The following is a 20,084-nucleotide window of genomic DNA, read 5'->3' on the forward strand; positions in this document are numbered from 1 at the left end:
TCTTAGCTGAGTCTGGGCACGAAAATGTATATGATTGCAATTATTTCCAGCCTTCCAAATATCATCAAAAATCCCAGGACAATCTTTGTTGCAGGATCCGTATCAAAGTCAATTACTCCTGCAGACAGTCCTCCTGTGGTAATTACCCCTGCTGCCTCAAAGAATGCATCTTCAAAAGGCACGTTCTCTGTTCCTGCAAGATGCAGTCCCGTAACTGCAGATATTATTGGAAACAAGGCTAAAATGATTAATGTTGATGTAATCTCTTTTTTTGCTTGAGTTGAAAGCTCTTTTCTTTTGATGCTGCTAAATAATGATCTGCAATTTTTTAGATGGAACAATCTAAAAATCTTCAGACCTCCTGCAGTTGAAAATCCACAACCACCAATAAACATCAAAATTATCAGAATCATCTGTCCAATTCCATTTAGTTCTGCCAAGCTTTCTAGTTGCAGTCCTGCAGTGGTGCTAGCTGATACAGAATAAAACGCACTTTCTAATGGCTCAAGCCCACTTATTCCAATAAACAAAATAGTTGCACTGCCTAATATTGCAAAATAAGTGAGAACCTCTTTTCCTAATTTTGGTGCAAGGAATTTTTTTCTGACAAATGCATAGTGGAATGTAAATGGCAATGCGCCAAGAATCATCGCACCTATCAAGATGACTTGTTCTTGCCAACCTAGATTCTCAATGATTGTAGATGACGGTACAAATCCTCCTGTTGCAAGAGTACTCATAGCTAACGAAAAGTCATCAAGCAGATTATCTTGTCCAAAGGAATACAGCAACATTGCAACTATTATGATATACACTGCAAAGATTACTGTAATAGTTGAGAAGAGCTCTTTCATGTGAAGTGTTCTGCCTGAAATAAAACCTCTCATGGATTGCAGTTTTGATTCTGGATAAAATGCCGTAATTACCAGGTAGATGAAACTCATTCCCCCTACAAGTTGCGTATAACTACGATAGAATGTAAAGCTCTGAGAGAGTTCTTCAGGTTCCTGGAATAATGATATTCCTCCTGTAGTAAAACCTGCAGCACTTGAAAAAAATGCATTTCCAAACACTTCGACACTTGATTCTTCACTGGGCAAGACATACAGATACGGTACTGTTCCAAACAGCGACAGCAAAAACAGGCTTGAGAATACCAGTATTGATGCCTGTTGGAGGTTCAGACTAGATTTTTCACCATATGAATTCAAAAAAAAGCCTGTAACTAACAATAACACGGTTGTAAGGTAAATTCCTGTAGCTGTTGTGGTATCCTCTAAAATTGTTGCAACAATTGCCGGCACCAGCAACAACACTCCTGCAAACTGTAAAACAAATCCAAGATTTCCGAGCACTGCTTTTACTGGTGGACTCAATACACGTGGTTCAGAAGCAGTTGCATCTCTGATCACATTTGCAATTGTTGCTTGGAAGATCATTCCAATGACTTCGTTCTTTTTTGATAAAACTGGTAATTTCCTGATGCCGTTATCTCTCATCTTGTGTAATGCATCTTGTAATGTGGATTTTTCGTTAATTGTGATAAGTGGTGTGCTCATTATGTCTTTTAGTTTTGTAGCTTCAGCATAGACTGTAGTGTCGCTAACTTTGCTTAGAATGTCTTCGTCTGTAACAATTCCTACTGGCATTCTGTCTTCGTCTGTAACAATAATGTCATCTGTTTCATAATGTCGTAGCATTCTAGCTGCTTCTCTTGTGAGTGTGTTCTGACTTAGAATAAGAACATCCTTGTCCATGTATTCTGTAACGTACTTGCTTAGAACATATGAGACTGCACGTTCTGGATTAGATGACATTAAGCTACCCTTAGTTAGGGATTTTAAATAATTTGGGGTTACGCTATAATATTGATCGTCTAAAAATAATTTACCTATCTTGAATTGCTATTTTGATCTCAAAAATTTGCTATCTTTATAAGCACTGGGAGTGGAGTTTATGCGTAAATGGATATCAATCAAGAACCAGAGCCTGACTATGACTCTGTAAAAATTGATTATGTCGGATTCGTTGATCCTTATGCCGTTGAAGGCATGGTTGTTCTAAAAGCAGATGACGGAAAAGAGTTCCATATGAGGGCCTTTTCTGGCGAGGTTGCAAAACACATCTCAAGCTTTGGCGATGATAAAGGAGGCGAAGCTGCACCTTCGATTTACAAAATGATTGAAGACATCTGTGAGGAAAACGAACTGGTTCTAGTCAAAGTCAAAATATATGAAAGCGGTGAGGTTCTCAGAGCAAATCTGTACTTTACTGGCAAAAAAGACCTTGTCTTGAGAAACTATCGTGCATCGGATGCCATGGCACTTGCTGCATATTACAACATTCCAATTCTAGTCAGAAAGAATCTGCTAAAAGAGAGCATGGAAGCTGAGACCTGAAATTAGAACGGTTTTTGTTCTAGTGGGGTTGTGATTTATTATGAATGAACAAGAACAACTGATGGATAATCTGCTAAATGTGGATCTTGAAATTATTGATGTAGTACGAGAACTCCATCAAGGAAATTGGGATTCAGACTCTCACAAACAACAAGTGGGAGATTTGCTAAAAATCCGAGATGAAATGGTTCAAAAACTAATGGCTGCAAAAGGCGATGATCATCAATGCGATTGCGGACATGATCACAGTCATCAATAATCATCAAAAAAATTATCTGGAAACATCTTCCTGATTTTGTCTAGTTCTTTTTGATACTTTTGAATTTTCAAATTTATCTCTATATTTTCAGATGAATTTTCCTTTTGCTTTTCTAGCGATTTTATCTGGTTTGATATTGTCTTGTACATTATAGAATATTCTGGAAATTTTTCTGGAAGTTTACCCATTGTCTAGTTCAAAATGAGATTAAATTTAGTAAATAAAAAAGAATTGAGAGTTAATCTCAGCTTCTAGATGGGAATATGCCTGATGTGCATACAATGTATGAGACATCGTCAGGACCGCTACCTGCACCATTTGGTTCAACAGCTCTGAGGTCTGGTAATGCAAATGTTGTTCTACCATCACCGCCATATGTTGTTCCAAAGATGCTAAACAATGCAGCGTTCTCAGCAATTGGAAGTAATTGTCCTTCAGCACCCATGAATCCACGTGGAGCAAATGTTCCAGCAAATAGTTTTACTTCGCCAAGAAGACATTCTACAGAAGTAGTTCCGGGACTTCCTCCAATATCTCGTGAGCTACCTAGTTGAGGGTTTGTCTCATTTGTTGCACAAATTAGAGTACCATCTGATGCAATTCCAGTTACAACATCACCTACGCCACAAGAACTTCCTCGAAGATCCATAGATAGAATCTCAGTATCAATTCTTGAAATATCTGCATCATGAACTGAAACTTCTGTAAACACATCAAAGAATGAGTCTATCTGAGATTGTTGTTCAGCATCTCGAAGGTCTAGAGAAACAATTTCAGTTTCTATTGTATCAATTTGGCTCTGAAGACTTCCCTTTGGTAATGGTATTTGAGAAACACCATCTTCACCAGATGAACCGATATTGCTAACTGTCAGTCTTTCAGAATTTTGTAATGCTACTATCTCTGTCTGAACTGAGTCAATGTCTGCATCATGAACTGAGATTTCTGTAAACACATCAAAGAATGAATCTACTACGTGTTCTCCAGTTCCAGGATCAACGAAAATATCAAAGAAACTGTCTGGAGCTTCATAGATTTCATAGAACACATCAAAGAAACTGTCTCCTCTAGGATCTGGTTCTACATCATCTAGTCGTTGTTCTAAATCTTGTATCTGTGTTTCAAGTTCTTGGAATGGTTGCCCTTTCTCAGCACCATTTGCAGCGTATGCCATTGTTCCGATCATCATAGAACCTGCAACAAATGCAAATGCCACAAGTCCTGCAATAATTGTCTTATCTGTCATTGCCGATATGATGTTAGGATGTTAATTAAGCTAGATGTTGTGCAAACAATGTTACAAATTCCTAAAAATTTCATTTGAATTGAGAGGAACTGTGGATAAATTATCTAGGCAGTTGCAGAATTTAGAAAAGTGGATGGAATCTAATTTACATTAATGATTCCTTGTTTAATCAAAAATTGAATTCCTGATACAAATGCTTCATCATCAATTTCTCCCGAGGCCCACCACCTTGCATTATTTTTAACCCATTCAGGTACCATCGTTGTGGATGACTCAGTTTGTGATGATGCTAAATCAGGAATTAGTAGAATTTTTGTTTTATCAAATATTCTATAGTTTTGAGAAATTCAGTTTGAGAAATTGCATCGTTTCCCCACCACCTTGCATTATTTTTAACCCATTCAGGGATTTCTAATTTAATTGATGAATTTTCTACTTCAACATATGACACATTTTCCTTTTGTGTTAATTTGCTTGAGATGATTGCAGCCTCTAATGCAGTTTGAATTGCACCATTATCGGAGTATAATTCATTATCACTAAGTTTTGATTTTGCTTGATTAACTAGTGATTCTATTTTTGTTAGTGAATTTTTTGTTGATATTGGTAAGTTGTTAATGTCTTTGCCGTCTTTTTCCATCATGATCATTGAATTATAGACATTGATCTTTGCCGTTTTGATTAGATACAATGCAACCCCTCTAGAGTAATTATCTTTATCAAATTGTGTGAAAAATGTGTCTGCAATGCCACATCCTCGAACATCTTCATATTCTACAAGATAATCATACCATGCACCACATCCTTGAATTGGTTGATTATATCCCATAACTCCCCAATACCATTTTTTGAAATAATCAAAAGTTTTGAATTCACCAGAATTATCATATCCCATAAATGGATGCATAAAGCTTAACGTGTGACCAACTTCATGCAATACAAGATCTGTAACACTTGATTTTTTTTCAAATACGTTATAATCGGTAGTTACCCCGAGGGCACAACAGGGTTGTCTAGGATCATCAGGATGAGCTGGTGCTATTCCTAACCCTCCATATTCTCCAACGTACAGATTATCATTTGATGATGCGACTACTACCACTACAGGAATAGTCCATTTTGACTCTTGAACATCCTTGAAATCCTTAAACTTACTACTGCTCTTAGTTGTTGCCCATTCTGACAATGCTTTTTTTAGTTTTCATCATCAATAATAGAAACAGTACCCAATTCTGGAAAATCCTTAAAGATTGGAACTACGGTTTTTGATTTGATAACTTCTTGAACTGATTTTGATAATTCTTTATCATTAACATCGTAAACAGAGAGATTAACTGACCAGTTTGAATAAGGTGCCAATTCTTCTAACTGTTCTTTGATTTTGATTTCATCAAAATATTCCGATGTTAATGCAGGGATATCTACTAGACCTCCATCTGCTATGAGTAAGATATCTACAATGTAATCTGATTTGTATGTTGGCTCATAAAGATATGATGGTGTAATTATCATTGCAGTAGAATTGTTGACATAATCTGAAATTAATTGTGCATGTCTTTGTGTAGTGTGTATGTCATGTAGATTTATCATATCATTTTGCCATTTTTTATCATAACCGAAATCATCTTCAAAATCATTATCAAAGAAACCTTGAGTTGGATGCCATGGAACAGAATACAAATCAAAGAAGTAAAAATTATGTTTGCCACCAAATCCCATCATTCCAACTGCATCATGATATCTGTTAGTTGATGTATCCTTTCTGTTCAAACCATAAGTGTGTAAGAAATCAATATCGTCCATGTCTCCTGAAAGGAATACTAAGTTTGCTGATGAAGGATCAGAGAACTGGCTGTTAGGAGATATGATGTTTTTGTGTATGTATGATTCCATTTTTTCAGCATCCATTATCTTAAAGTCTACAGTATAGACATCATGTTTTATCCATTCTGTATGGTTCGCCTGAATCCAGGGACCAAATCCCCATGGATTGTCAAAATCCGACTCTCCATAGAATGTATTTTTCCAAGGTTTTGATTCTGATTTTATATAATTAAACAAAGAATTTGATTCTGATTCTGATACGGATATAAAATTAAAGTTGTAATTGTATGTAATTCCTGCACGATTTAATTCAGAATGGATAAATGGAGAGTATTTTTTATTGAGATTCTTTTCAATCATTTGTTTTAGTTCAGATGGCCATTCATCTCCAACTAGAATCAAATTGATATCTAATGACTGAGTTACAACAAGTTCGTCAGGCTGATATTTGTCTGCTTTTAGAGTCAATGGTGTATCCCCAAACATTTCAGTATCTGCCCAAAAATCAGGGGTTGTTGAAAATCCGTTATTTGGAATTCTTATTGACTTGAGATCAAAACCAGTATTGTCAATCTGCTCTATTGCAAATCTAAAGTTTTCAGAGACATTATCGATGTAGAGAAATGCCTTGTACCCATCACTTCTCTGAACAATCCTTCCATCTCCATAATGTTTTTCATTTGTTTTCCATCCCCCACTAGTTGTATACTCTCGTGCACCGATATTTGATGTGCCAATGGCATATGAAATATCATTTTGATCTAATTTATCTATTGAATCTCCTTGTCTGTCAACAAAAATTTGAACTTGATCATAACCTGAATTAGATGGATCATTAACTTCTATCAAAAAAGCAGCAGATTTTGAGGATTTGTCATATGTCAAATAGAAATAACATTCATCAGTTTTTTTTGGCAGTGAAATGTTTTCACCTATGGCAAAATATGTAAAATCTTTAGGGCCATCAACTCCAAACTCAACTTCTGCTTTGAATATATTCTTGGGTGATTTTTGTAATTGCTCAACCCTATTCAAATCCAATAGAAAAGACATTTCTCCACTGCTAGGCGCAGTAGTAAATTTTTCTTCAACGATGTTTGAATCAACATCGTAAATGACAAGTTTTAGACGTTCTCCGTCAGTATCTGTTTTTATGGAAACGTCTACTGATACAACATCATTTAGGGAATAGAGTTGTTGTTTTGTGCTTACAGACACCGTATTATCGGCACATGAAAACGGATTTCTCTGCAAATTCTCTGTTAATACATCAAAAGGTTTGAAAAGAAAATCATCGACTACAATTTTTCCAGAATTAACTTTGATTGGTTGGGTTTCAACATTTGTAATGGGAATAATTTTACCTCTGGACCACACATCTGGAAAGTAATAGAATTCACTTTTTACCAATTTTCCATCTTCATCACTTTCTGTAATGTCAACATAGTCGAAAAAAACCACATATCCATTATCTACCGTAGGTTTTGGTATGTCAACAAAAAATTTGACATATAATCCAAATCCGTTTTCAGTTTGTTTAACTTCTACCGCTCCCCCATCACATCCAGAATATGCTCCTGCCCAAAATTCTGAAAATTTCTCAAATGGGAAAACACATGAATTCCCATTTCTTTCAGCATAAATGAAATATGCTTTATTTTTTTCTGCTTCAAATGACATTAGAAAGTAATCTGAATTAAACGGACGGTAGTATTCTAATCGTTCATCTGTACTATCTTCAATATAGATAAGTAATCTTGGGCTTTTTGATTTGTCATAAAAATAATAACTGTCAATTCTTTCTCCGTTGTCTCTAACCAAAGAATACGGATTAAAATCTCCTACAAGATCACTTTGGCTAAATTTTTTAAAATCATTAATTGTTGGCGCTTCATTTATTGAGTAAATTGGGATTACTGGAGTGAATATTGCATCTGCGTCAATAACTTGGATTAGCAAAACAAACATCAAAGCTGAAATAACAAAGTATGAAATTCTCAAGTATTTTTTTCAAGTATGATGAATAATTAAATCTGATCTAAATTATTGCATTAATTTTTAGTTAAAGTGTCTAAATTAAATATCCATCTTACTAATACTCGTTATGAGGATTGCAATATTTCTTGCATTTGTGGTTGCATTTGGTGCTAGTATGGCATATGCTGAACCAGTTTCAACAGAAATTCCATCTGGAGAAAAAACACACTATGTTGATGAACAAATAATGATTGTGGCTGACATTTCAAATAACCAAGACGTACCTCAAAACTTTGCATACATTACACAAGTAAAAAATGATCAAGACATTGTCATTTCATTGTCTTGGTTAACTGGTTCACTATCTCCAAGACAATCATTTTCTCCTGCACAATCATGGGTTCCTGCTTCTACTGGAACATATCACATACAGGTTTTTGTTTGGGAAAGCATCGATAATCCCGAAGCACTGTCTCCTCCACTTTCAATGACTGTAAATGTCAATGAAAGATTTTCTTGATTTAAAATTCTGCTTCATAATTCGGCAAACTCATCATCTCTCAGTGATAGCTTAGTTGTCGGTTAATCATCAGCAAACTATGTTGTCTTGTATAGTATATTATCATTGACGTATCAGAACCTTTTTGATACAAGGACTTGTTTCTTAAACATGGCAAATTTTGAAAAACTCTACAAAAGAGTTGCATCGCAGGTAATTGAGCGATGCCATGGTGCAATCAAAATAAAAAAGAAAGGAAAAATTATTCAGGTTTACGACCCAAAACGCCACATGTGGAGTATCGGATTGGCAGGATTGGTAATCAAAGAAGAGTGCAAACTTGCAAATCTACGGGACTGGGAGGTTGCAAATGTCCGACACTATGTAATTGAAGACTTGCTCTCAAAACCAGACGGCTAGTATGTTACTTTTCTAATCAGGTGGGGCTCTTTTAGCATAATTGTATCGTCTTTTCGGGATGACAGTTCTACTTGTTTGAGATTGAGATTTGTTACTATGATTAATGCCTCACAGCGAGTGCAAAGAATGGTTCTTCCATCAGACCTCTCCTCTCTGATGATGTCTTTTTCCAATCTGTCTTCTTTTTGGCATGTTGGGCACAGTTTGGGCTCTTTTGCAATGGTGATTATCTCTTTTACAAAGATGGTCTTGCCCATGTTGTACTGTTTTTGGGCTGATCAAAAAAGAGTTTGTATTGTTAATTGGCATCAGCAATTCTGTTTTGAGCGTCAAACCGTTTAATCGCCCAAAATTAGAATGAATGGTATTCAATGTATTTCCAATCTAACCAATTAACAATATCTGTAGTATTTTTTTGAAAATATGTTTTTTCATTTAGATGTATCAAAAATTTATAATAATATTGGATCATTATTGTAAAATTTCATGCTAAATATTAAATACTAAAATTTCCTATAGTGATTGATGTCGTTAGTTATAAAATCTAACGAATAAACCGCGTAGCCCCGCAGAACAATAAAGGCACTCAGGCGTTTTGACGACCTGACCATGAGAGGGAATCTCTCAAAGTTCTGCAGTTAGGGGGTTGCGCCTTTTTCATTTCTAAAAGTTCAGTTCATTCATTCTTAAATACGCGTTGAAATATTTTTGATATGACGAACCATTATGCATCAATTATTAGATATGGATAAAAAAATAGTTTTGCCGTTATTGTTTGGCTTTTTCATTTTATCTGTTGGATTCATTTACCCTGCATATGCAATAGAAAAACCAGACATTATAGTATCTCATACTGAAATTGATTTTGGTGACGTAGTAGTTGGGGAATCAAGTTCTGAATCTTTTTTTTCAATTGCTAATCTTAATGGACCAGAAACCGTAACTCTTAATTTTTCTATTTCACTTGATGATGCGACTAACTTTACTATTGCCTCAAATTCCTGTGGAGCAAGTTTACTTCCAGGAGAATCCTGCGTTGTGGGCTTGATCTTTACACCAATTTCAGATGGTGCAAAGCACTCATCTGTAGCAATCCTTTCAGACGATCATGAAACCTCTGTCATACTAATTGATTTGTTTGGAACTGGAATTTCTGATAATGCAGTTGATTCGGACGGTGATGGGGTACCTGATGTTGACGATGTCTGCGAAGGATTTGATGACACTGTAGATACGGATAGTGATGGAATACCTGATGGGTGTGATATAGAAGTCGTTCCTCTAAGTTGTGGTGGTGGAACAATTCAACAAGGAAATGAGTGTGTGGTGGATCCTGCATTAACTCAACAAGTAAGTAACTTAGAAGACACTCTAGAGGAAAAAAATCAAGAAATAACTACTCTTAATGGTATTATTGATGCTCTAGAACAAACTATTGCAGATCTTACTGCTCAACTAGAAGATGCATTACAAATTATTGCTGATTTGGAAGATGGTATGCCGTGGAATAATAACAACGCCAATGAGAATGCATCGCCTGGCCCTATAGGAAAGAAACCTTAGATAATTAATTCATGCTTTAGACATAACAGAATCGTTCATGGTATGCAGAAACAATATTGTGATTAGATTTTTAATTTTTTGAATTTTATCTAAAATCTCTTATGTGACGATTTCATCTAGTCTGTCTTCTTCCTGTGCACGTTTTATCTCCATTGCAATTCTTCTTCCAACGCCAAATGTTTTTCCGTACTGGTATTTTGTGTACGGACTAGTAGTTGCAACGATTGGGTTTCCTGGAACTCGCAATGACACGTCATAGACAATCAACTCCAAATCTTTTGTAATTACGCTTTGCAGTGAAAATGGCCCAATTATTCCTGGGGCATATTCTTTTTTTACTGCATTGACAAACTTGTCTCCCATCTTAAACACCTTTTCTAATAGCGACTCTCTGATGCTTGCAGGTGTGTGTCCTACCTCGATATTTTGCAAATCCACATCAATGTCTAGTTGCTGTTGTGCTGGAAGTGCATTATAGTCATGAATGTTTGTCTGTAGTCTTCGCTCAATTCCAATAAAATCAACTTGGTCTGAAATTGGAGTGTGAAAGAAATTAAAATTCATGTATGTCCCAATTGCCAACTCTTCAATGCTTGCCTTTTCTAGGTCCTTTCTTGCAATTACTCCTTGTTTTATCTTCTCTTCGGATTTTTTGACATAATCCTTGTATGATGATACTGTAAAAAATGCCCTTTCTAATGGTCTGTTCTTTTCTTGCACTTTGACAATACATGGCTTGTTGATTCTCTTTGGGTCTTTGAATAATTTAGGATATTTTATTCTGGCCTTTTCTAAAAGATAGTACTGTCCTTTTTTGGCAGTTCTCTCTTCTGCCTGGAATAGCTTTCTGTTTCCAAAGATTGGAACTCTAAAAGAGTTTTCAATTGTCTTGTATCCAAGATAAACTGTAAGGGAGCGGTGTGGAACAATTATTGTGTTTGACTCTCTTAATTCCTTTTGAATCTTGGCTGATGTCATGTCTTTGAATTTGTTTAAAACGGTAATCTCATCTGCAATTCTGCCAAATCTTTGGTAAGGTCCTTCTCTGCCTTTTTGGCAAAAAACTCTTGTCTGAAAGTCTTCATCCTTTGCTCCATCCATAATCTCAAGAGCTGAGTGACTTCCAAGTACTCCTATTTTTACATCTGAGTATTCATTAACAATTTTCTTGATCTCCGAGCTATTAATCACAATATGCCTTGAAATTAGGATCTAATATAGCTAATTTTCATTTTTTAGGATCGTATAAAATCACAAGATTTTTGTGAATTGGTGTTTCTTTCTAGTTGTGCTGTATAGTTTTGAATTGCAGATGGCAGGTGTAATACTATTAACTGCAATGGCTGTTGGCGGAATCACACTCTGGCTTAAACGAAGAAAGGAGAGAAAAGAATTGGAGGCATCCGATAATAGCGAGCCTCATATCTAGTGTTAAGGTAATTTTTCTATCTAATACATAAAATACTCTGGCTTCTAATCATATTCATTGAAACTAATAATTGGAATTACTGGCAGTACCGGAGTAATCTATGGCATTCGAATGCTTGAGACTCTCAAGAAATTAAACATTGAAACTCATTTGATCATGTCTGAATGGGGAGAAAAATGCATTCCAATGGAAACTGAATTTACATCTGATTATGTAAAGTCACTTGCAACAAATGTCTCTGATGAAAAAAATATGGCCTCTAGTATTTCCAGTGGAACTCACAAAGTTGATGGGATGATTATTGCTCCATGTAGCATGAAAACATTGGCTGCAATTGCAAATGGATATGATGACACACTTGTCGCAAGAGCTGCAGGAGTTACAATAAAGGAATCTAGGAAACTGATTCTAATGGTACGTGAAACTCCATTGTCTGCAATTCATCTAGAAAACATGCTAAAACTCTCAAGATTGGGAATTGTTATTTTGCCTCCCGTAACTGAATTTTATACCAAGCCCAAATCCATTGATGATATTGTAAATCATGGTGTAGGAAAATGTCTGGACCAGTTTGACATAGAACACAATTTATACCCTCGATGGGGTACTCTCTAAATTACAATTGCCACAGTTTTCCTTTGAAAAAATTAGCACTGCTGATAGAAAAAAAATCTATGACATATTTTCAGATTATGAAAACTATCAAAAAACATCTCCAATGTTTTTCCCTTCTGTTAGGATTCGCTCAGTCAGAGATAATGTTGCAGTAGTTGAAGAGCATTTGAATTTGGGTGATGATGAATTTGTGATTATGGCAAAGCATGTTACTGATGAGCCAGTATTGCATGATGTTTATGTTATTGGCGGTGATGCAAAGGGCTCTCACATTCGTGAACAGTTTTTAGAAGTTTCTCAAGGAACAAAAATCCTAGTTGATGTTGATTTGAAATTAAAAGGAAAAATGAAATTAGGAGGATTATTTTCTAAAAACAAGTATCATCAGAATTACGAAGAAATTGTAGATAATTTTATAAAAATTGCTGAAAACTAGTCTGATTTTGCTTCTTTGTCTTTAAAGTCTTTTAGCTCTTTTTCGCCTTCAATCTTGCCTTTCTCAAACTCACCTTTGGCTTTTCCAAAAGTCTTTGCAAGTTCTGGAATTTTTTTGGCACCAAAGATCAGTACAACTGCAATGACAATGATGAATATCCATTCTTGACCTGCAATGAAATTGGCTAAATTCATACCAAACATTCTGAGTCTCTTTATCTAAATTCGGATTTAAGTGTTCAACTTTTTGCGTTCTTTACGCTCGATTAGTACCATGCCTGCAACATACAATGCTATCATGGGTGCTGCAATAAACCACATGGTGACACCGCTTCCGTCCGGAGTGATGACTGCCCCGAAGATCACAATTGCTACAATTGCGTATCTGATATTTTTGCGCCAAAAATCAGAATCAACCATTCCCGATGCAGAAATGGCATACATAACTAGAGGAAGCTGAAATGAAAATCCAAATGCCAACAAAAATTGTAATACAAACGTGACAAATTCAATTACATTAAGAAATGTTACTAGTCCTGCAGATTCACCGTATCTGTACAAGAATTCTAAGATGTACGGGATTACTAAATTGTATGAAAAAACACATCCTGTGATAAACAACCCAAGAGCTGGAATTGTAATGCTTCTGCTAACATTAATCTCGTTTTCTTTTAGAGCTGGTTTGATAAATCCAACCATCTCTTTGATTATGACTGGCATGCCGACTACAATTCCGACAAGTGCTGCAATGTAGACTTGTGCAAAGAACGCTTGACCAGGAGCTGTCTGAATCAGCTGCACATCTTCTGGAACGAGATTTATTTTCATGTGGTTGGTAATTTGTGCTGCAATGTTGTTTAGCGGTTCAGGTGTTGGATAGTATAGTGTGGTTTGACCAACCTGTATTGGTTCGGCATGAAATGACAGGATAAATGCTGTAATTATTCCAATTACCAGTACAATCCGCAGTATTCTCTTTCTTAATTCCTCAAAATGCTGATTGATACCATCTAGCTCTGACATCTAATCTCTTTGTGTTTTTAGCTATATCTATTTGCCGGGAATTGGCAATAGTTTTGCATCCGGCAATCCGTCTTCTTTTAACTGCTCTATTGAGATGCCCTCAAATTCTAAGGAAATTATGGCCTTTGTGTTGAATTTTGATTCCATCTCTTTTGCCAACCTTGCAATGTCCTTGCTAGAGTAGATTTCTTGAGAACCTTTTAGGAAGATTCTTTCTCCTTTTTCCATCTCTTTTCCACCAAATTTTCCTTGCAGAAAACTGGTAATTTCTGGAAGTTCTTTTCTGTCTATGTTGTTATGATAATAACAGATTCCTTTTACTGACTCATAATCATATGCTGTACCATTTCGATACATGAAAACTCCGATAAAATGTGCTTCATCTTCTGGTTCTCTGATGCATTTTATCTCCCAATTTAGCAAATTCTCTTCTTTATAGCTGAATCCTTCCATCTCATCAGATGTAATTTTCCAGTATCTTGATCTTGGCATGTTGATATGTTCAAAACATTCTGATATAAATTCCAATATTGCCTTGATTGTGACTAATGCCTGTTTGTGGGAAATTCGATGTCTCTTTTTATATTAAAAATGGATATTGTGATTATTGGGAGACCGAATTACCATTGTACTGAACACTGAAAATGCTGAAAAACTTCGAAATATTCAAGCAAAGATGATCAGGTCATCAACAAAATCAGTAAGCTTCTCACACGTTTTGAATTTAGTTCTAAGTGAAGGACTAAAAAAATTCAAAGCATAACTGCAACAATACAATTGTTCATTTACTGTATCTGACTTTGACTATGTGTGAGATCTCATAATCCTCTTTATCCTATAGAAGTTGATGACTACCCCAAACTTTTTGATTATGTATTGACTGCTAATGGATTGGTCTATTTTCAGTCTTTGAAAAGAAATTACATTTTGGGGAAAAACATGACTCAAGATGAATACAACAAACTACGGTTGTTGTATGTGTATTGTGCTACAGCAAACAGAAACCCTTCTGAAGTATTTGCATGGCAGGATCTATGTGTGACTCTTGATAATAAGGGAATTATTGAAAAGGAAATGTTTCATTCAAAAGAAGACTTGATAAATAAACAACTCATCACAAAAAATCCTCATTATCATTCTGGTCTTTATAGAAAATACACTGAATTTGTAAAAAATAAAATGAACTCAGAGTAACCGATTCTGGGCTGGGTAATTCTGTACAACACAAGTCCTCAGAATCGGAAACTTGCTACTTGTTTTCAAAATAAGTATAAAAACACAAAATTATTCGGAAGATAGATTAACCGCGATTCAAATCTGCAGATTGTTGAGCACATTTGATGTCCATGTAACTATTGAAAACAAGCCTGGAATCAATGATCCTGAAGGTGACACAATCCTAAATGATTTGGTGCTAAAAGGAACTCACAAAACTGTATCTAAAATCAAAACTGCAAAGATGCTAAAATTCACAATCAAAGAAAAAGACAAAAAAACTGCTCAATCAAAAGTGCAGGAAATTTGCGATGACTTGCGCATTTACAATCCAATGGTAAGCAAAGTCACAATTGATGTTTTTGATTCCTAATCTTTTTCAGAATCTATGTTATCTAACATTCCATTAATCAAGAGTTTGCTGCGCAAAAATTCTGCCAAGTTTGTTTGAGTAATGACTCCTACTAGTTTCTCATCTTCTAAAATGATTAATCGTCTGATGTTATTGTTTAGCATTTTTTGTACTGCATCCTCAATTACTGTGTCTGGACTAACCCATCTGAACTTTTTTGACATTATGTCTTCAATCAAAACTGATGATGCCTTTAGATCCTCGGCTGCAATCTTTTGAACAATGTCTCTTTCTGAGACAACTCCTACTGGTTTTCCGTCTTGTATTATGACCAAAAAACTGATCTCTTTTTCTTTTAGAATGGTTGCAGCATCGTACACTGTTTTGTTATGTTCAATGGTGATGACATTTTTTTGCATAATGTCTCGTACGTGAGCCATGCGATCATAATGTCTTTTACCATAATTATTTTTTCTGACTAGACTCAGATTAAATATCGCCGGATCTAATTATAATTGTGAAAGTTGGGGTTGTAGTTTTTCCTGGCAGCAATTGTGATCGTGACATGTATCATGTACTAACTGATGTCTTTAATCTTGATGCACAATACTATTGGCATGAAAAACCTCTACCAAAAAATATTGATGCTGTGATTCTTCCTGGTGGATTCTCATATGGTGATAGATTGCGCGCAGGGGTGATAGCTGCCCATAGCCCAATCATTAAAGATGTTCAAAAGATGGCAAAAAAAGGAATTCCAATTTTAGGAGTCTGCAATGGCTTTCAAATTCTTGTGGAGGCCGGCCTTCTGCCTGGTGTGTTGCTAAAAAACGAGTCTCTGAACTTTATGTGTGAATGGACAAATCTGATTGTTGAGAACAACAAAACACCATTTACAAACCAATTCAAATTAAAACAAAAAATTCCAATTCCTATTGCAAACGGTGAGGGGAGATACTATGTTGATGATAAAACTTTGAAACAACTAAAGAAAAAAATCAGATTGTGTTTAGGTATGAAGAAGTAGTTAATGGCTCATCAGATAGAATTGCAGGTGTGTGTAATGAAGATGGAAATGTTGTTGGCATGATGCCTCATCCTGAAAGAGCAGTAGAGTCTGAAATTAATCCAATTGATAACAAACCCTCATCTTTAATCTTTGAATCTCTGTTGACAAAAATGGGTGTAAGCAATTGAGTCTAGAACCCCAGGAACTATCTGAACTAAAATCCAAAATTGGAAGAGAGCCAACTTCTACTGAATTACAAATTGTTGCAGCAGAATGGTCTGAACACTGTTCTTACAAATCCTCAAAAAAACATCTCAAAATGCTTCCAATGAAAGGACCTCTTGTTATTACCGAGAAAGGATACGATTCAGGTGTTTTGGATGTTGGTGGTGGTTATGTTGTAACTGCTCATATTGAAAGCCATAACCACCCATCAGCTGTAGAACCATATGGTGGAGCTGCAACTGGAGTAGGCGGTGTAATTCGTGATATTTTATCTGCTGGAACAAGACCTATTGCTATTTTTGATGGATTGAGATTTGGAGATATTGAAAAAGATCAACAAGCAAGATGGTTGTTCAAAAATGCCGTAACTGGCATTGCTGATTATGGAAACTGCTTAGGAATCCCAACAATTGGCGGAGAAGTGGAGTTTGATCAATGCTATGAAAACTATGCATTAGTAGATGTTGCTGCAGTAGGCTTTGGCAAAAAAGAGAATCTGATAAAAAATCATGCAAAGAAAGGTGACATTGTTGTATTGATGGGGGGCTCTACGGGCAGAGACGGAATTGGCGGCTCTCAGTTTGCATCTGACTCTCTAGAATCTGAAGACCGTTCTGCTGTTCAAATCCCTGACCCATTTATTGAAAAACTAATCATTGAAGCAGTTTTGGAGGCAAGAAATGCCAAACTAATCCATGCCATGAAAGACTTGGGAGGAGGTGGATTGTCTTGTGCCATTTCAGAAACTGCTGATGCTCTAGAGATCGGAATCGAGATGGATGTGAGCAAAGTTCACACTCGTGAATCTGACATGCATCCTGATGAGATCATGGTCTCTGAATCCCAAGAAAGAATGTTGATTGTTACTAGTAAAACCAAATTCAAAAAACTACAACATATTTGTAAAAAATTCAGAATTGGTTGCTCTGTTATTGGAAGTGTAAAGTCTGATAACAAAATGCATATAAAAAAAGGCAAAAAGACGTTTGCAAATCTCCCAACAGATGTTGTTGCAAATGCCACTTTGCTTGATTTGCCATCAAAGGAACCTGCCTATCTTAAAACAATTACAAATGAAAAGAAACTCAAAACAATCTCTGATTATTCAAAGACAATGATGAAACTACTTTCATCCCCAAACATTGCAAGCAAGATTTGGGTCTATGGACAATATGACCATGAAGTGGGAATCAGAACTGTAGTGAAACCTGGAAGAGACGCATCTGTTTTAAGATTAGATAATGGAAAATTCCTTTCAGTAAAAATTGACGGTAATCCAAAACAATGTTACATTAATCCTCGAGAAGGAGCAATTGGATGTTTTGAGGAAGCATGTAGAAATGTAGTTTGTACTGGTGCAAAACCAATTGGAATGCTAGACCATCTTCAGTTTGGAAATCCAAAAGACCCAGAAATTTTCTGGACATTTTTAGAGTCTCTAAAGGGGCTAACTGATTTTGCAAAGGACTTTAAGATTCCATGTGTTGGCGGTAAAGTGAGCCTGTATAACGAAACTCCTGCAGGCCCTATCAAGCCTACTCCATTAATTGGAGTTATCGGGCTAATTGACAAGCATCCACAAATTCCACAAAAAATCAACAATGATGACTGTCTGATTATTGTTGGAGAAACTAAAGATGAACTGGGTGGTTCTGAGTACTTTGAGTACATTCACAAGTTTATTGGCGGTAAATGCCCTGCAGTGGATTTTGCCGAATCAAAGAAGAACATGAAGTCTGTTTTGGAAATCATACAAAAACAACTCTTGAAATCTGCACATGATTGCTCAAAAGGTGGTCTGGCAGTTGCGGTATCTGAGTTATCAATGACAAACCAAATAGGTTGCAAAATATCTTTAGAAAAAGTTCCTGGCAAAAAACTAGATGTTGACAGAGTCTTATTTTCAGAAAGCCATTCTCGTTATCTTTTAGCATTTGATAAGAAAAATCTCTCAAAAGTTGAACAAATTCTCAAAAAGAACAAGACATCATACGATATCATAGGCAAATTTGGAGGAGAAAAGATTCAGTTTGTCAATGGCAAAAAACCAATCATAGATCTAAGAGTTGATAAGGCGCAAAAAGCTTGGTTAAATTCGTTAAGGGACTTGGTACTGCATGGATGATAAACCAAAAATGCATCTTATTGATGACAAACCAAAAGAAAATTGTGGTGTAATTGGAATCTATAGCCTTAGTGGTGCTAATGTCATTCCAATGGCAATTGATGCATTACGTGCTTTGCAACATAGGGGTCAAGAAGCGTGGGGGCTTGCAATTCCAAATAAACCTCCAATCAAAAGACTGGGTCTTGTATCTGCTGCATCCTCTGAGTTTAAAACAATTGCAGAGGAATATTCTTCTCCTTGTGTAATTGGTCATGTTCGTTATTCTACAATGGGCAGAAGTTCCTTAGAAAATGCACAACCACTCAAAGTAAAGGATCTATGTGTTGCCCATAATGGAACAATTGCAAATGTTCAAGAACTCTCCAATTTGGTAGGTGGCTGTTCTTTTACCCCTCAAAATGCAAGTGATACTCTGGTTGCTGCCCAAAGACTAGTTTCATTAATTTCTGAAAAGGGACAAATGGGAAAAGCACTGTCTGTCCTCAAAAATGAGATGGTTGGTTCTTACTGTTTTACATTTATTTCCGATGATAATTCTGTTTATGCTGCACGTGATCCAAAAGGATTCCGTCCGATGGTTTTGGGCCATAAAGAGTCTGATGATACGTACATTGTTGCATCTGAATCATCTGCAGTTTCTGCAGTTGGTGCCCAGATGCAAAGAAACGTGACTCCTGGAGAGTTGATTCGACTAAGTAAAGACGGCATTGAAACTGAAATGTTTTCAGATGATCCTCAGCGTGCACATTGTTCTTTTGAATTTACTTACTTTGCCCATCCAACAAGTAATATGGAAGGCACTAACATCTATGTTGCAAGAAAAAATATCGGTCGATATTTGGCAAGAAAATTCCCAATCAAAGATGCTGACTTGGTTATCCCTGTACCTGATTCTGCAAGACCAGCTGCACTAGGATATGCCCAAGAACTTGGTGTGTCTTTTGATGAAGGATTGCTTAAGGATAGATACAGCAAGAAAGGACCATTACGCAGTTTCATCGAACCACACCAAACAGACAGAGTGGAAATTAACAGATGGATCATCCCAATTAGAGAAATCATTGATGGAAAACATGTTGTCGTAATTGATGATAGCTTGGTAAGAGGCACAAGCTCCAAGGCAATCATCAAGGCACTGAGACGAGCTGGTGCAAGAAAAATCAGTATGGTGATTACTTATCCGCCAATCAAATTCCCATGCTATGCTGGAATAGATTTCCCATCCCAAGAAGAACTTGCAACATTCTCTAACGGAAAAGACATGTCTTCAGAAGAGACAATTGACATGGTACGAAAAAGCATAGGTGCAGACTTTTTGGGATACAATGATGCTGAAAATCTTGCAGCAGCAGTAGGAATAACTGCTGACTCTATGTGTTTTACATGCTCTTCTGGAAATTATGATTCTTTGGGAATTACTCCTGAATTTAAGAGCCGCGAAGAAATCAAAGGCGAGGCGTCTTAAT

General features: G+C 36.1%; 24 protein-coding genes and 1 pseudogene. 14 read left to right on the plus strand and 11 right to left on the minus strand.

Features of this window, described 5'->3' with window-relative positions:
• Nucleotides 1–2 precede the first annotated feature (2 nt).
• On the minus strand, nt 3–1,817 hold the full coding sequence (locus NKOR_RS04150; RefSeq protein ID WP_014963113.1) for a potassium transporter TrkG: 1,815 nt from the start codon (nt 1,815–1,817) through the stop codon (nt 3–5).
• Between the two features lie 147 nt (nt 1,818–1,964).
• On the opposite strand from NKOR_RS04150, the gene NKOR_RS04155 reads away from it, so the two are divergent.
• A complete protein-coding gene (locus NKOR_RS04155) occupies nt 1,965–2,399 on the plus strand; it encodes a bifunctional nuclease family protein (protein ID WP_014963114.1) in 435 nt (144 codons plus the stop codon).
• 40 nt (nt 2,400–2,439) lie between these two features.
• Nucleotides 2,440–2,658: a hypothetical protein gene (locus NKOR_RS04160; RefSeq protein WP_014963115.1), complete on the plus strand. Its 219-nt coding sequence runs from the start codon at nt 2,440–2,442 to the stop codon at nt 2,656–2,658.
• On the opposite strand, the gene NKOR_RS04165 is transcribed toward NKOR_RS04160, so the two are convergent.
• From NKOR_RS04165 to NKOR_RS04180, 4 genes are all read right to left on the minus strand, one after another.
• The gene (locus tag NKOR_RS04165) at nt 2,652–2,846 is read right to left on the minus strand and encodes a hypothetical protein (protein WP_014963116.1); all 195 of its coding nucleotides are present in this window, start codon (nt 2,844–2,846) and stop codon (nt 2,652–2,654) included. The genes NKOR_RS04160 and NKOR_RS04165 overlap by 7 nt on opposite strands.
• A 56-nt stretch (nt 2,847–2,902) precedes the next feature.
• Nucleotides 2,903–3,904: a phage tail protein gene (locus tag NKOR_RS04170; protein ID WP_014963117.1), complete on the minus strand. Its 1,002-nt coding sequence runs from the start codon at nt 3,902–3,904 to the stop codon at nt 2,903–2,905.
• A 301-nt stretch (nt 3,905–4,205) separates the two neighbouring features.
• A complete protein-coding gene (locus NKOR_RS04175; protein WP_014963119.1) occupies nt 4,206–5,090 on the minus strand; it encodes a zinc metalloprotease in 885 nt (294 codons plus the stop codon).
• An 8-nt stretch (nt 5,091–5,098) separates the two neighbouring features.
• The gene (locus NKOR_RS04180; RefSeq protein WP_016939914.1) at nt 5,099–7,729 is read right to left on the minus strand and encodes a hypothetical protein; all 2,631 of its coding nucleotides are present in this window, start codon (nt 7,727–7,729) and stop codon (nt 5,099–5,101) included.
• Nucleotides 7,730–7,832: 103 nt separating this feature from the next.
• Between NKOR_RS04180 and NKOR_RS04185 the strand changes: the two genes are divergently transcribed.
• A complete protein-coding gene (locus NKOR_RS04185) occupies nt 7,833–8,225 on the plus strand; it encodes a hypothetical protein (RefSeq protein ID WP_014963121.1) in 393 nt (130 codons plus the stop codon).
• Nucleotides 8,226–8,375: 150 nt separating this feature from the next.
• Nucleotides 8,376–8,624 (plus strand): hypothetical protein, encoded by a 249-nt coding sequence (locus NKOR_RS04190; protein ID WP_014963122.1) that lies wholly within the window; start codon nt 8,376–8,378, stop codon nt 8,622–8,624.
• On the opposite strand, the gene NKOR_RS04195 is transcribed toward NKOR_RS04190, so the two are convergent.
• Nucleotides 8,621–8,881: a hypothetical protein gene (locus NKOR_RS04195; protein WP_014963123.1), complete on the minus strand. Its 261-nt coding sequence runs from the start codon at nt 8,879–8,881 to the stop codon at nt 8,621–8,623. The two genes, NKOR_RS04190 and NKOR_RS04195, sit on opposite strands and share 4 nt — an antisense overlap.
• Nucleotides 8,882–9,350: 469 nt before the next feature.
• Between NKOR_RS04195 and NKOR_RS04200 the strand changes: the two genes are divergently transcribed.
• Nucleotides 9,351–10,187, plus strand: a complete 837-nt coding sequence (locus NKOR_RS04200) for a choice-of-anchor D domain-containing protein (RefSeq protein WP_014963124.1) — start codon at nt 9,351–9,353, stop codon at nt 10,185–10,187.
• Between the two features lie 99 nt (nt 10,188–10,286).
• Here NKOR_RS04200 and NKOR_RS04205 read toward each other — a convergent pair whose 3' ends face one another.
• The gene (locus NKOR_RS04205; RefSeq protein WP_014963125.1) at nt 10,287–11,378 is read right to left on the minus strand and encodes a formate--phosphoribosylaminoimidazolecarboxamide ligase family protein; all 1,092 of its coding nucleotides are present in this window, start codon (nt 11,376–11,378) and stop codon (nt 10,287–10,289) included.
• A 97-nt stretch (nt 11,379–11,475) separates the two neighbouring features.
• On the opposite strand from NKOR_RS04205, the gene NKOR_RS09990 reads away from it, so the two are divergent.
• The 3 genes from NKOR_RS09990 to NKOR_RS04215 are packed head-to-tail and all read left to right on the plus strand — an operon-like array spanning nt 11,476 to nt 12,667.
• Complete coding sequence (locus NKOR_RS09990; RefSeq protein WP_187146207.1) at nt 11,476–11,616, plus strand: hypothetical protein; 141 nt, start codon at nt 11,476–11,478, stop codon at nt 11,614–11,616.
• Nucleotides 11,617–11,673: 57 nt separating this feature from the next.
• Nucleotides 11,674–12,231 (plus strand): UbiX family flavin prenyltransferase, encoded by a 558-nt coding sequence (locus NKOR_RS04210; RefSeq protein ID WP_014963126.1) that lies wholly within the window; start codon nt 11,674–11,676, stop codon nt 12,229–12,231.
• A 7-nt stretch (nt 12,232–12,238) separates the two neighbouring features.
• The gene (locus NKOR_RS04215; RefSeq protein WP_014963127.1) at nt 12,239–12,667 is read left to right on the plus strand and encodes an SRPBCC family protein; all 429 of its coding nucleotides are present in this window, start codon (nt 12,239–12,241) and stop codon (nt 12,665–12,667) included.
• On the opposite strand, the gene NKOR_RS04220 is transcribed toward NKOR_RS04215, so the two are convergent.
• The 3 genes from NKOR_RS04220 to NKOR_RS04230 are packed head-to-tail and all read right to left on the minus strand — an operon-like array spanning nt 12,664 to nt 14,181.
• Nucleotides 12,664–12,870 (minus strand): Sec-independent protein translocase subunit TatA/TatB, encoded by a 207-nt coding sequence (locus tag NKOR_RS04220; protein WP_012215156.1) that lies wholly within the window; start codon nt 12,868–12,870, stop codon nt 12,664–12,666. The genes NKOR_RS04215 and NKOR_RS04220 overlap by 4 nt on opposite strands.
• Before the next feature lie 27 nt (nt 12,871–12,897).
• Complete coding sequence (gene tatC, locus NKOR_RS04225; RefSeq protein WP_014963128.1) at nt 12,898–13,689, minus strand: twin-arginine translocase subunit TatC; 792 nt, start codon at nt 13,687–13,689, stop codon at nt 12,898–12,900.
• A 27-nt stretch (nt 13,690–13,716) separates the two neighbouring features.
• On the minus strand, nt 13,717–14,181 hold the full coding sequence (locus NKOR_RS04230; RefSeq protein WP_014963129.1) for a hypothetical protein: 465 nt from the start codon (nt 14,179–14,181) through the stop codon (nt 13,717–13,719).
• Between the two features lie 115 nt (nt 14,182–14,296).
• On the opposite strand from NKOR_RS04230, the gene NKOR_RS09995 reads away from it, so the two are divergent.
• The 3 genes from NKOR_RS09995 (at nt 14,297) to purS (ending at nt 15,277) form a co-directional block, all read left to right on the plus strand.
• Nucleotides 14,297–14,452, plus strand: coding sequence for a hypothetical protein (locus NKOR_RS09995; RefSeq protein WP_016939348.1), 156 nt, complete (start codon nt 14,297–14,299; stop codon nt 14,450–14,452).
• A 176-nt stretch (nt 14,453–14,628) separates the two neighbouring features.
• On the plus strand, nt 14,629–14,883 hold the full coding sequence (locus NKOR_RS04235) for a hypothetical protein (protein WP_232202955.1): 255 nt from the start codon (nt 14,629–14,631) through the stop codon (nt 14,881–14,883).
• Between the two features lie 133 nt (nt 14,884–15,016).
• Nucleotides 15,017–15,277, plus strand: coding sequence for a phosphoribosylformylglycinamidine synthase subunit PurS (purS, locus tag NKOR_RS04240; RefSeq protein WP_014963131.1), 261 nt, complete (start codon nt 15,017–15,019; stop codon nt 15,275–15,277).
• On the opposite strand, the gene NKOR_RS04245 is transcribed toward purS, so the two are convergent.
• Nucleotides 15,274–15,696, minus strand: a complete 423-nt coding sequence (locus tag NKOR_RS04245; RefSeq protein ID WP_014963132.1) for a CBS domain-containing protein — start codon at nt 15,694–15,696, stop codon at nt 15,274–15,276. The genes purS and NKOR_RS04245 overlap by 4 nt on opposite strands.
• Nucleotides 15,697–15,773: 77 nt before the next feature.
• Between NKOR_RS04245 and purQ the strand changes: the two are divergent.
• The 3 genes and pseudogenes from purQ to NKOR_RS04260 all read left to right on the plus strand — a co-directional run bounded on the left by purQ (nt 15,774) and on the right by NKOR_RS04260 (nt 20,083).
• Nucleotides 15,774–16,453, plus strand: a pseudogene (gene purQ, locus NKOR_RS04250) (phosphoribosylformylglycinamidine synthase subunit PurQ).
• Complete coding sequence (gene purL, locus NKOR_RS04255) at nt 16,450–18,615, plus strand: phosphoribosylformylglycinamidine synthase subunit PurL (protein ID WP_014963133.1); 2,166 nt, start codon at nt 16,450–16,452, stop codon at nt 18,613–18,615. The pseudogene purQ and the gene purL overlap by 4 nt, the downstream one beginning before the upstream one ends.
• Complete coding sequence (locus tag NKOR_RS04260; protein ID WP_014963134.1) at nt 18,608–20,083, plus strand: amidophosphoribosyltransferase; 1,476 nt, start codon at nt 18,608–18,610, stop codon at nt 20,081–20,083. The genes purL and NKOR_RS04260 overlap by 8 nt, the downstream gene beginning before the upstream one ends.
• Nucleotide 20,084: the final 1 nt, after the last annotated feature.

The sequence above is a fragment of the Candidatus Nitrosopumilus koreensis AR1 genome (assembly GCF_000299365.1).
Taxonomy (GTDB): domain Archaea; phylum Thermoproteota; class Nitrososphaeria; order Nitrososphaerales; family Nitrosopumilaceae; genus Nitrosopumilus; species Nitrosopumilus koreensis.